Source organism: Pseudonocardia pini (genome assembly GCF_013870575.1).
Lineage (GTDB): Bacteria > Actinomycetota > Actinomycetes > Mycobacteriales > Pseudonocardiaceae > Pseudonocardia > Pseudonocardia pini.
This window is the reverse complement of sequence record NZ_JACBXB010000085.1, coordinates 1-11,988: the sequence shown is the minus strand read 5'-3', so window position 1 is coordinate 11,988 and position 11,988 is coordinate 1. Positions and strand designations below refer to the sequence as shown.

The window sequence follows — 11,988 nt, the reverse complement described above, 5'->3', positions numbered from 1 at the left end:
GACCGCGCTCGCCGACGTGCAGGCGCGCAAGTCGACCTGGACCCGAGCGGACCTGACCGCGGCGATCAACGCCGCGCTGCCCGACCATCTCGGACTCGCCGAAGGCGCCGCGGTCGCCGAGCTGCTCGACGGCCTCACCGACCGGGCATTGACCTTCGCCACGCCGATGGACGCCGCCCGCCCCGGCGAGGACGCCCTCCCGGCCGCATTGCGCCTGGCCAACGGCGAGTCGGTCTACCAACAGCCGGGCGCCCGCCTCTACGCCACACCGGACCACGTGAAGATCGAGCAACTCCTCAGCGCCGCCGCCACCCAAGGTGGCGGCGCCGCGCGCCCGACCCACGCCGCCACCCGATTCCTGGCCGACCTGACCGAGCAGGGCATCACCCTCGGCCCGGACCAAGCCGCCGCGGTCCGCGGAGTCCTCACCTCCGGAGCCCGGGTCGAGACCCTCGTCGGCCCGGCCGGGACCGGCAAGTCCTTCGTCGTCGGCGCTCTGGCCCGCGCATGGACCGACCCAACCTCCAACCCAGCCGACGCCCCGGCGCGGCGGGTGTTCGGGCTCGCCACCTCCCAGGTCGCGACCAACGTCCTGGCCGGTGAGGGCCTGCAGACCCGCAACGTGGCCCGCTGGCTGGCCACCCAGGACCGCCTCGCGGCCCCCGTCGCCGAGCGCCAGGCCGTGCAGCAGGACTCGGCGTGGCGTCTGCACGCCGGCGACCTGGTCGTCGTTGACGAGTCCGCCATGACCGACACGAACGCGCTCGCCTCCATCCACGGCCATGTGGACGCGGCCGGGGCGAAGTTGTTGTTGGTCGGCGACCATCGCCAGCTCGCCGCCGTCGGCGCCGGTGGTGGCATGGACCTGCTCGCGAACTCCGGTCCGCGCTACGAGCTCGCCGACGCCCGCCGGTTCACGTCGGGCTGGGAGCGGGAGGCGTCGCTGCGGCTGCGCGCCGGGGACGAGACCGTGCTGCGCGACTACCACCGCCACGGCCGACTGCTCGACTCCGGCACCGCCACCCAGGCCGAGCAGTCCGCCGCCCGGGCGTGGCTGGCCGACACCCTCACCGGGCGCCGATCGCTGCTGCTGGTCGACACCAACGAGCAGGCCGCCCGCCTCTCGGCCGAGCTGCGCGCCGAGCTCGTCCGCCTCGGCCGCGTCCAGGAAGACGGCGTCGCGCTCGGGCTCGACGGCACCACCGCCGGCGTCGGGGACCTGGTCCAGGCCCGCCGCAACGGCTGGCACCTGGCCGGACACGACGGCAACCGCCGAGGCCCGATCAACCGCGACACCTACCAGATCACCGCAGTCCGCCCGGACGGCTCTCTCGAAGTCGCCACCACACCCACCGGCGACGACCGGGATCCGGCCCGCATGGTGCTGCCGCCGGACTACGTGTCCGAACACCTCGCGCTCGGCTACGCCACCACCGTGCACGCCGCCCAGGGCGCCACTGTCGACACCGCGCACACCGTCGTCACCACCCGCACCGGACCCGCCGCCCTCTACGTCGGCATGTCCCGCGGCCGCGACACCAACACCGCCCACGTCGCCACCCTCAGCACCGTCGAGGACACCGCGCACGGCCGCGCGGACCAGACGATCCACCGCGACCCCATCGCCGCCCTGGCCGGACTCCTCGACCCCGACGAGACCACCGGAGCCCGCTCCGCACTGGCCACCGCCGCCCACTCCCGCCGCGACCACGGCCAGCCCTGTGAGCAGTCGCCTCATCGCGACCGCCTCCTTTCGTTCAGGTGGTGCTCTCGAGGAGCTTCGTGATCTCGTCGTCCGAGAACCCGCTCTCCCGCAGCACGGTCTCGGAGTGCTCACCCAGTCGGGGTGGTCGCCGTCGGGAGGTCCCGGCGTCGTCGATCGGCAGCCGGACCATCGGCAGCGACGGCGGCTCACCGACGGCGACCGCCGCGTCGAGGACCGTCCCGCGGTCCACGGCGACCGGGTGCTCGACGGCCTCTCGCAGGTCGTGCACCGGTCCGACCGGGATCTTGGCCTCGCGCAGCACCGCCAGGCAGCCTTCGGTGGTGAACCTGCCGACGCAGGCCTGGATGATCTCGTGCAGGACCTCGCGGTTGCCGACCCGGGCGGCCGAGCCGACGAACCGCTCGTCCATGAGCAGCTCGGAGACGCCGAGGGCGCGGCAGAGCCTGGCGAAGAGGCCGTCGTTGCCCGCGGCGATCATGACCCAGCCGTCGGAGGTCTCGAAGCACTCGTAGGGCGCGGTGATCGGCGAGGCCGAGCCGAGCGGACCCGGGGTGGCCCCCGTGGCGTACATGCCGATGATCTGGTGGCAGAGCAGGGCGAAACCGCTGTCGACGAGCGTGGCCTCGACGTGCTCGCCGACGCCGGTGAGGTCGCGGCGGCGCAACGCGGCCATGATCGCCATGGCGGCCCACATGCCGGTCGTGAGGTCGGTGAGCGACGGAGCGACGCGGACCGGCGCCCCACCCGGCTGCCCGGTCATGCTCATCATCCCGGTGAAGGCCTGGATCAACGGGTCGTAGCCGGGCAGGCCCGCTGCGGCGCCCGAGTCGCCGAAGGCGGAGACCGAACAGTAGACGGCGCGCGGGTTGCGGGCGTGGACGTCCGCCCAGCCCAGCCCGAGCTTGTCGGCCGCCCCGGGCCGGTAGCTCTGCACGACCACGTCCGCCGTCTCGGCGAGGCGGAGGAACGCCTCCCGCCCGGCCGGGTCCTTCAGGTCGAGCACGATGCTGCGCTTGTTGCGGTTCACGGCGTGGAAGACCGAGCTCTCGGCCTCCGGCCCCGTTCCCCGGTGGGGCGGCATGCTCCGCGCGTCGTCGCCCCCACCGGGGCGCTCGACCTTGATCACCTCGGCGCCGAGGTCCGCGAGGATCATCGCGCTGTAGGGGCCCGCGATCGTGGTCGTCAGCTCGAGGACCCGGATGCCTTCGAACGTCTCGGCGCTGCTCACCGCTCCGGTCCGCCTTCCACCCCGCAGGGGCACCGCTGCCGTCACCTGGTCGGCCCGGACTGGCCGGGCGACCCGACGGTACGACGCGCGGCGACGAGAAGCAAACAGACATTTGTTTTGGCGAAGACCATCGAGCCGTGTGATCATGGCCGAAGCGTTGACACGGCGGTTCACAGCCTCGTAGCCTTCGACAACAAACGATTGTTCTCAGGCGCAGCAGTCACTCGGCCGGTGGACTCCGGCTCTCTGGCGAAGTACAACTGACGTCCGCCGGCACCGGGGTCGGCAGGAACGAGGGCCGTCGCTGATGGACAGGACCGTCCGACCGTACGCGGCGGAGCGGGGCCGTGCTCTCGAGGCGCAGCGCCCGCGATGGAGCCCGCAGACCTCCGCCGAGCTCCTCGACGAGGTCGCGACCCGACACCCGGGCCGCCCGCTCCTTCTCGGAGACGTCGCCCCGGTCACCTATGCGCGGATGTCCTCCTGGTCACGCGAGCTATCGGGCGGCCTGACGGCGATGGGCGTGCGCCGGGGGGACCACGTCGCCGTCGACCTCCCGAACCTCCCCGAGACCGTCGCGCTGAGGTTCGCCCTCGCCCGGGTCGGCGCCGTCACCGTGTCGGTCAACACCCAGCTCCGCCACGACGAGCTGCGCTACGTCCTCGCCCAGTCGGACGCCCGCCTCCTCGTCACGGCGGACCGGTTCAGAGACCTCGACTACCTCGACTCACTCGACCGGATCGCCCCGGGCTGGGACCGGCGACCGCCGGGCCGGGCGGGTGAGGGGTCCCTGCCCGAGCTGCGGGACGTCGTCGTCCTCGGCACGGCGGGGCCGGTGTCGCGCGGGGTGCCCTTCGCCCGGCTGCTGGGCCATCCCGTCGAGACGACCGGCCGGGTGGACCCACACGGCGTCTCGGACATCCTCTACACCTCCGGCACGACGGGTGCGGCGAAGGGCGTGCAGCTCAGCCACGACGGGCTGCTCCGCACCGCCTACTCCAGCGCCCTCGTGCGCGCCTTCGGCGACGGCTGGCGGCTCGCGTTCGCCCTGCCCCTGCACCACGTGTTCGGCTACGTCGAGGGACTGCTCGCCGCGCTCTTCGTCGGCGGTGCGGTACGCCTGCACGCGACCTTCGACGCGGACCGACTCCTGGCCGATGTCGAACGGCACCGGATCGACGAGCTGATCTGTGTGCCGTCGATGACCTCGGAGGTCCTCGCGCGGGCGCGCGAGCGGCGCTACGACCTGACGTCGCTGCACACCCTGTTCTCGTCCGGCGGCCCGCACCGGCCGGGCATGTGGACCGAGATGCGCGAGGTCCTGGGTGTCGACGAGATCTTCACCGCCTACGGTCAGACCGAGACCACGGCGTCCACCGTGTGCACCCGCCCCGGCGACCCCACGGAGCGGCTGGTGTCGACGAACGGCGCGCCGAAGCCCGCGGGCGCCGCAGGCGACGCCGCGCTCGGGGGTCTGCTCGCCGAGTACGCGGCGCTCGATCCCGCCACGGGCACGAGGGTGCCGCCCGGCCAGGTCGGCGAGCTGGTGGTCCGCGGTCCGTCGGTGACGCGCGGCTACTACAACAAGCCCCAGGAGACGCTCGAGGCGTTCACCGCGGACGGCTGGCTGCGCACCGGTGACCTCGGGCTGCTCGACGAGCAGGGATACCTGGTCCTCACCGGACGGAGCAAGGACACCTACCGGTGCGGCGGGGAGCTCGTGATGCCCGCCGAGACCGAGCAGGTCCTCCTGTCACACCCGGCGGTGGCGGACGCCTACGTGGTCGGCCTCCCCGACGAACGGATGGGAGAGGTCGGCTGCGCCTGGGTGGTCCCGCACGACGGCGTCCCGGCGCCGAGCGCCGAGGAGCTGACCCGGCACTGCGCGGCCCGCCTCGCCCGGTTCAAGGTCCCTGCGGCGGTGCTGTTCTGCGAGACCGACGAGCTGCCGCGGACCTCGACGGGGAAGGTGCGCAAGCACCTGCTCGTCCAGCGTGCCCAGGGCCTGCTGCAGGCCTCGGGCACCGCGACGGGTGACCGTCCGTGCCCCCAGGACGAACCCGCCGGTCCCCCGCCGGGGTGTCAGCTGAACCGCTCCCGCAGCGCGCGCTTGAGCACCTTGCCGTAGGCGTTACGGGGCAGCTCGTCGACCCAGATCACCCGCTTCGGCACCCGGTAGCCCGCCAGGCCCGCCCGGCACGCGGCGATGACCGCGGCGTCGTCGCGCTGCTCGGTGCCCGTCCCGGGGGTCGGCACGAGGACCGCGGTGACGGCCTCGCCCCAGATCCGGTCGGGCAGACCGATCACGGCCGCCTCCGCGACCTGCGGCAGCGTGCCGAGGACGTCCTCGACCTCGCGGGCGTACACGTTGGACCCGCCGGTCACGATCATGTCCTTCTTCCGGTCGACGATGTAGAGGTAGCCGTCGTCCGTCAGGTGGCCGATGTCGCCGGTGTGCAGCCAGCCGTCCGTGAGCGTCGACGCCGTGGCGTCCGGGCGGTTCCAGTAACCCGCCATCGTCTGCGGCGCGCGGGCGAAGATCTCCCCGTCCTCGCCGGGGGGAAGGGCCACACCGTCGTCGTCGGCAATCCGCAGCTCGACGCCCGACAGCACCCGCCCCGCCGAGCGGACCAGCGAGGAGTCCGGATCGGCGAGGGCGCGGCGATGGTCGTCCGCGTCGAGCACGGTGAAGAACATCGGCGACTCCATCTGCGCGAACGACTGGACCATCCGCCCGGCGAAGCGTTCGGTGCCCTCGCGCAGCGTCCCGGGGTCGATCGGGGACCCGGCGTAGTAGACGCGCCGCAGGGTGTCGGGCGGTGTCCAGCCCTCCGGCAGCGCGTCGAGCAGCATCCGGATCATCGACGGGACCAGGAACATGCCGGTCACGCCGCGCTCGTCGATCAGGGTCACCGTGCGGGCGGCGTCGTAGCTGCGGCACAGCAGGTTGTGCCCGCCGGTTCGCAACGTCGGCAGCAGCAGGAAACCCGCTCCGTGGGTCAGCGGCGCGACGTGGAGGATCACCTCGTCCGCGGCGTAGCCGAGGACCTCCTCGGTGCGGTCGGCGACCCGCGCCCAGGACCGGTGGGTGAGGATGACGGCCTTCGGCGCCCCGGTGGTGCCGCTCGTGTACATCAGGCTGGCGGGTGCCTCCGGGGCACAGACCACCGGCTCGTCGACGGGGGTGCCCCGGCGGGCGAGGTCGTCGACCGCCCCCTGGTCCGCGTCGAGCACCTGCAGGCCCTCGACCTCGCGGAGCTCCGGCACCTTCACGAGGAACTCGGACGAGGTCACCAGCAGCCTGCTGCCCGAGTCGGTCAGCATGTGCAGGTAGTCCTCCCGGACGAGCCGGGTGTTCAGCGGCACCACGACCAGGCCCGCCGCGCTCGCCGCCAGAGAGGTCTCGACGTAGGCGTGCCCGTTGTGCAGGAGCAGGGCCACCCGGTCACCGACCTGCAGCCCGGCGTCGCGGAGCCCACCGGCCACCGCGGCGACCCGCTCCGCCAGGGCCGCGTAGGTGACGGGTCCCGGACGGTCGGTCGAGTCGAGGTCCGTCACGCCGATCCGGTGGGGCGACCTGGCCGCCGTCGCCCACAGGACCTGCGCCGCGGTCGGCGACGCCCCGTCGGGAGCCTGGGAGGTCGTGGGTGCTGCCTGCGGCGCCGTCGCCGTCGCATCGGTCATGGGGATCGACGCTAGAAGGCCTCCGACCCCGCAGGATATGGAATAGTCACAGACTTCCTTGCCCTACTTCGGAGGCATCTCCAAAGCGATGGTGAACGCGTCCGCAGAGCTCCTGGTCGCCGTCGCCGCTCGGCTCGAACGGCGCGCGGCGGAGCTCGTCGAGAGCCAGCTCGCCGTCCTGCGGGAGCACCCGGACTACCGCCGGGTCCCCGAGGACGACCTGCGCCGCTCCTGCCACCGCAACGTCGTGCGCGTCGTGGCCACCCTCGGGCGGACCGACCTCCTCCCCGGGGTCGAGGAGGACGAGCGTGCCTCGGGACAACGACGTGCCCTGCAGGGGGTCCCGTCGGACGCCGTGGTCCAGGCCTACCGCGCGGTGCTCGCCGTCCTGCGGGACGCGTTCGTCGAAGAGGCCACCGCGACCGGTGCGGACACGGCCACCGTGCTCGCGGGCACCACCCGCCTCTGGGACCTCACCGACCGCTTCTCGAGCGTCCTCGTCTCGGCCCGGCAGCAGGTCGAGATCGACGCCGCGCGACGGGACGAGCGGTACCGGATCGCCCTGCTGCAACGGCTGCTCACGGGCGGCCTGGACCCTGCCGAGCTGGTCTCCGGGGGCGCCGTGCACGGCATTCTGCCGGGCTCCCGCTACTGGGTCGTCCGCGCGCGCGATCAGCAGCCCGGCGAGGACACACAGCGCGTGGCGCGCCATCTCGAGCACGGTTCCGGCGAGCGGCGGACACCGCTGGTGGCGCCGGTCGACGACGACATCGTGGGGATCACCACCACACCCCCGCGAGAGCTCGCGGGGACGGTGATCGCGGTGGCCGGGCCCGTGGATCTCGGAGGCGTTCCCGCGGCGTTCACCGAGGCGACCCGCGTCCTCACCGTCGCGGTCCGGTACGGGCGGACCGGGCTGGTGGACAGCTCGTCCCTGTCGGTGCGGGTGGCGGTGGAGCAGCAGGTCGAGCTCGGCGAGCTCCTGCACCGCCGCTACCTGAGTCACCTGGTCGACGGTCGAGCGGGACACTCCGACGTGCTGGGGACGGTCACCGCCTGGCTGCGGCTGCGGCGCTCGGTGGCGGCCACCGCCCGCGAGCTGTCGGTGCACGAGAACACGGTGCGCTACCGACTGGCCCGCTTCACCGAGCTGACCGGTGCCGACCTGGCCGACACCGACGTCCTCGTCGAGGTCTGGTGGGCACTGGAGTACGCGAGCATCCGGCCGACATGACCCGGAAGGGCGACCGCGTGGGTACCCCGGCGTACAAACGATTGTTTACCATGAGGCCGTCCGACTCCGGTCGAGTACGGACAGTCGACAGGAGAGCGGTACCCCATGAGCCTCGAGCCGAGCCCGGCCCCCGCGAACGCGGCACGCACCGGGCCCCGTGAGCTGATCTTCGACGCGGCCACCCGCCTGTTCGGGGAACGGGGATACACCGGCACGACCATGCGCGACATCGCGAAGGCCGTGGGGATCCTGCCGGGCAGCCTCTACGCGCACATCCAGAGCAAGGACGCCGTCCTCCTCGAGATCATCGAGGGTGGGGTCGACCGCTTCAACGCCGCCGCCGACCACGTCGACGAGCAGGGGCTCCCGGCGGGCGAGGCGCTGCACGCCGTCATCCGGGAACACCTGCGCATCGTGGCGGAGAACCCGCAGCGCACCCTCGTCGTCTTCCACCAGTGGCGCTTCCTGGAGGAGCCGCACCGGAGCAGGCTGCTGACGAAGCGCAGGCACTACGAGGAGTTCTTCACCCACACCGTCCGGGCCGGGGTGGTCGACGAGGAGTTCGACGCAGGCCTCGACGTCAAGGTGACCGTGCTCGGCATCCTCGGCGCCCTCAACTGGACCCCCGAGTGGTACTCCCCCTCCGGCCCGGCGACCTCGGACCAGATCGCCGACGCACTCGCCGCGTCCCTGCTCAGCGGTCTCTACCGGCGTTCCTGAGCGCCTCTGCCACACGGTTCTTGTGCCTCGCGGAGCCGTGCTGCTAGGTTGATAACAAACGATTGTTCAAGCAGAAGGGCGAGCTCAATGGCGCTGATCGCTCCGTCGTTCGACGACTACGCGACCAAGTACGAGACCATCCGGCTGGAGCGGGACGAGGCCGGCGTGCTGGAGGTGACGCTGCACTCGGACGGCAAGAGCCTGGTCTGGACCCCCCAGGTGCACGACGAGCTCGCGTACTGCTTCACCGACATCTCCTGCGACGCGGAGAACCGCGCCGTGGTGCTGACGGGTGTGGGGGACGCGTTCTGCTCGGAGATCGACTTCACGAAGTTCAGCCTGGGCACCGCCAAGGACTGGTCGCAGATCATCTTCGAGGGCCAGCGGCTGCTCCGGAACCTGATGGACATCGAGGTCCCGGTGATCGCGGCGATCAACGGCCCGGCCACCGTGCACCCGGAGATCCCGGTGCTCTCCGACGTCACGATCGCGGCGACCACCACGGTCTTCGCCGACTCCCCGCACTTCGCGAACGGGATCGTGCCGGGCGACGGTGCGCACGTGTGCTGGATGCACGTGCTCGGCCCCCAGCGCGGCCGCTACTTCCTGCTCACCGAGCAGACCCTCGACGCCCAGCAGGCGCTCGAGTTCGGCGTGGTCAACGAGGTGCTGCCCCCCGAGCAGGTCCTCCCCCGCGCCCGCGAGATCGCCGCCCGGATCGCCGCGAAGCCGCCGCTCGGCGCCCGCTACTCCCGCGTGGTGCTGACCCGCGAGATCAAGCGGCTGATCCACGAGCAGCAGGCGCTCGGCCTGACCCACGAGGCCCTCGCCGCGCTGTCCCTGTGACGGTCGCACCCTCGTGACCGCGCAGTCCCTGTAGATCCACCGGAGAGCACGTTGAGCGAGCAGACCTTCAACCGCCTGCGGCACACCTTCGACGACTTCGCGGTCGGCGACTCCGTGGTCACCGCGGGCCGGACCGTCGACATCGGTGACATCACCGCGTTCGCCGGGCTGACCGGCGACCACTACCCGCTGCACACCGACGAGGAGTTCGCCCGCTCCACGCAGTTCGGCGGCCGCATCGCGCACGGTCCGCTGACCTACGGGTTCGCGGTCGGGCTCGTCGGGCTGTCCGGCTTCCTCGGGGACGCGATCGTCGCGTTCGTCGAGACGCAGAACCTCCGGGCCCTCGCGCCCGTCCGGCCCGGGGACACGCTCCGGGTCCGCGCGGAGGTCGTCGAGGCGGTCCCGGGGCACAAGCCCCACTACGGGACCGTGCACATCGACTACTCGGTCCTGAACCAGAAGGACGAGGAGGTCATGCGGTTCCGCTTCGTCCTCCGCGCCCGCCGCATTCCCGAAGGAGATCAAGGTGAGTGACACCGAGCCGGTGTTCATCGGCATCGGCGAGCAGCCCTCGGGCCGTTACCCGAACCGCCCGTTCATGGGCGACCTGGTGCGCGTCGGCGTCGCCGCCGTGAAGGACGCCGGGCTGACGATGACCGACATCGACACCATCCTGCTCATCCCCTGCCTGCACTCCCCCGCCGACCAGGCCGACCTGGTCTTCTCGCGGATCGTGGAGGAGCTGGGGCTGAACAAGAAGGTCAAGTGCCAGTACATGGTCCATTCCGGTGGGTCGACCAGCGACAACACCATCCGGACCGCGGCGGGCCTGATCGACAGCGGGCACGCGAAGAACGTGCTGGTGCTGCAGGCCGAGAAGTGGGGCTCCGCGCCGGTCACCGAGATGATCGACATGCTCACCGCGAACGGCATCCCGCGGGAGTGGGAGAAGCAGTCGGGCGTCAGCTTCAACGCCGTCGGCGCGCTGATCCAGCAGCGGTACATGTTCGAGAGCGGATCGACGCCTGCGGACATGGCGTCGGTGTGCGTCGCGCTGCGGGACTGGGCCAACCTGAACCCGAACGCGATGTACAAGGACAAGAAGCTCACGGTCGAGCAGGTCCTCGGCTCCAAGATGATCACCGACCCGATCCGGGCTTTCGAGTGCCCGATGCTGGCCGACGGCGCCTGCGCGCTCGTCCTCACCAGCCGCGGCAACGCCCGCAAGCTCGGCAAGGACCGCGTCGTGCGGCTCGCGGGCGAGGGCGGCTGCGTGTCGCACTACAGCATCGGCCAGGAGCGCGAGGTCGGGAAGCTCGGCTGGGAGATCGCGGCGCCCGCCGCCTACGAGGCAGCCGGGTGGGGCCCCGAGGACGTCGACATCGCCGAGATCTACGACTCCTACGCGGCCGTGCTGACTAGCGGCCTGGAGGGCCTCGGCCTGGCGCCCAAGGGAGAGGCCGCGCGCATGTTCGCCCGCGGCGAGTTCTCCCCGGGCGGCAGGCTGCCCGTCAACACCAACGGCGGCCTGCTCTCCGCAGGGCACACCGGGGTCGGCGGCGGCACGGCGCTGCTCACCGAGGGCGTGCGCCAGCTCCTCGGCCGCGCCGGGCCCGAGCGTCAGGTCGAGGGCGCCACCCGTGCGGCGCTCGGCGGCTCCGGCGGGACGTACATGGACTCGCAGGTCCTGCTCCTGGAAGGGGTCTCGGCATGACCAGCTCGAACGACGCGGGCATGGACGCTCTGACCGAGCCGTACCGCGACGCGCTGCGCCGCGGCGAGTTCGTCGTGCAGCACTGCAAGGCGTGCGACCGGCAGATCATGTACCCGCGGCACCTGTGCCCGTTCTGCTACGCCGACGACCTGGACTTCGTGGCCGCCCCGACGAGCGGGATCCTGCACAGCTTCGCCGTGCACCGGGTCGGCTCGCCCACCGGCTTCGAGGACCAGCTCCCCTACGCCGTCGGGATCGTCAAGCTCCCCGGCGACGTGCAGTTCCTCGCCCGCCTCCACCCGGACGCCGAGGGCGACTGGGGGCAGTACACGCTCGACGGCGAGGTCGTCTTCCGTGGCGCCGACGCGGACGAGATGACCGCGCGCCCGGTGCCCTGGTTCGGGCTGCCTGCGTAGGCAGGCGACTCTTGGGGTCGCGCTCCGCGGTCGGGCGGAGCGCGACCCCTTTCCGCTGTCCGGACCGATCGAGGAGGACCGATGGACCGCATCGGGGTCGGTGTCGTCGGGCTGAGCGCCGGCCGGGGCTGGGCCGCGACCGCCCACCTGCCCGCGCTGCGGGCACTGCCCGAGCTGTTTTCGGTGCGCGCCTCGTCGGCGAGCTCACCGGAGTCGGGACGGGCAGGCGCCGAGGCACACGGCGTCCCCCATGCCTGCGCGGACGTCCGCGAGCTGGCCGAGCATCCCGAGGTCGACCTGGTGGTCGTCACGGTGAAGGTGCCCGAACACGAACGGCTCGTCGGCGACGCACTGGCCGCGGGCAAGGCGGTGCTGTGCGAGTGGCCACTGGGCAACGGGACCGCCGAGGCCGAGCGG

General features: G+C 72.2%; 11 protein-coding genes. 9 read left to right on the top strand and 2 right to left on the bottom strand.

Features of this window, described 5'->3' with window-relative positions:
- On the top strand, positions 1-1,786 hold a 1,786-nt coding region (locus H5J29_RS08070), incomplete at its 5' end, for an ATP-dependent DNA helicase (protein WP_181780285.1).
- Here H5J29_RS08070 and H5J29_RS08065 read toward each other — a convergent pair.
- Entirely contained in the window at positions 1,758-2,954 is a 1,197-nt protein-coding gene (locus H5J29_RS08065; protein WP_220187117.1) for a CaiB/BaiF CoA transferase family protein, read from the bottom strand. The two genes, H5J29_RS08070 and H5J29_RS08065, sit on opposite strands and share 29 nt — an antisense overlap.
- Before the next feature lie 307 nt (positions 2,955-3,261).
- Between H5J29_RS08065 and H5J29_RS08060 the strand changes: the two genes are divergently transcribed.
- Entirely contained in the window at positions 3,262-5,082 is a 1,821-nt protein-coding gene (locus tag H5J29_RS08060; RefSeq protein WP_181780283.1) for a class I adenylate-forming enzyme family protein, read from the top strand.
- On the opposite strand, the gene H5J29_RS08055 is transcribed toward H5J29_RS08060, so the two are convergent.
- Complete coding sequence (locus H5J29_RS08055; RefSeq protein WP_181780282.1) at positions 5,037-6,638, bottom strand: class I adenylate-forming enzyme family protein; 1,602 nt, start codon at positions 6,636-6,638, stop codon at positions 5,037-5,039. The two genes, H5J29_RS08060 and H5J29_RS08055, sit on opposite strands and share 46 nt — an antisense overlap.
- Before the next feature lie 88 nt (positions 6,639-6,726).
- On the opposite strand from H5J29_RS08055, the gene H5J29_RS08050 reads away from it, so the two are divergent.
- The 7 genes from H5J29_RS08050 to H5J29_RS08020 all read left to right on the top strand — a co-directional run.
- Positions 6,727-7,872: a PucR family transcriptional regulator gene (locus tag H5J29_RS08050; RefSeq protein ID WP_181780281.1), complete on the top strand. Its 1,146-nt coding sequence runs from the start codon at positions 6,727-6,729 to the stop codon at positions 7,870-7,872.
- Between the two features lie 105 nt (positions 7,873-7,977).
- Positions 7,978-8,592: a TetR/AcrR family transcriptional regulator gene (locus H5J29_RS08045; RefSeq protein ID WP_181780280.1), complete on the top strand. Its 615-nt coding sequence runs from the start codon at positions 7,978-7,980 to the stop codon at positions 8,590-8,592.
- A gap of 87 nt (positions 8,593-8,679) precedes the next feature.
- Positions 8,680-9,438 carry an enoyl-CoA hydratase/isomerase family protein gene (locus H5J29_RS08040; protein ID WP_181780279.1) on the top strand — a complete coding sequence of 253 codons (759 nt, stop codon included), beginning with the start codon at positions 8,680-8,682 and terminating at the stop codon, positions 9,436-9,438.
- A gap of 51 nt (positions 9,439-9,489) precedes the next feature.
- Positions 9,490-9,975 carry a MaoC family dehydratase gene (locus H5J29_RS08035; protein ID WP_181780278.1) on the top strand — a complete coding sequence of 162 codons (486 nt, stop codon included), beginning with the start codon at positions 9,490-9,492 and terminating at the stop codon, positions 9,973-9,975.
- Complete coding sequence (locus tag H5J29_RS36150; protein ID WP_220187116.1) at positions 9,968-11,155, top strand: thiolase family protein; 1,188 nt, start codon at positions 9,968-9,970, stop codon at positions 11,153-11,155. The genes H5J29_RS08035 and H5J29_RS36150 overlap by 8 nt, the downstream gene beginning before the upstream one ends.
- Positions 11,152-11,571, top strand: coding sequence for a Zn-ribbon domain-containing OB-fold protein (locus H5J29_RS08025; RefSeq protein ID WP_181780277.1), 420 nt, complete (start codon positions 11,152-11,154; stop codon positions 11,569-11,571). Before H5J29_RS36150 ends, H5J29_RS08025 begins: the two co-directional genes overlap by 4 nt.
- An 81-nt stretch (positions 11,572-11,652) precedes the next feature.
- The coding region (locus tag H5J29_RS08020) for a Gfo/Idh/MocA family oxidoreductase (protein ID WP_181780276.1) at positions 11,653-11,988 on the top strand (336 nt) is incomplete at its 3' end.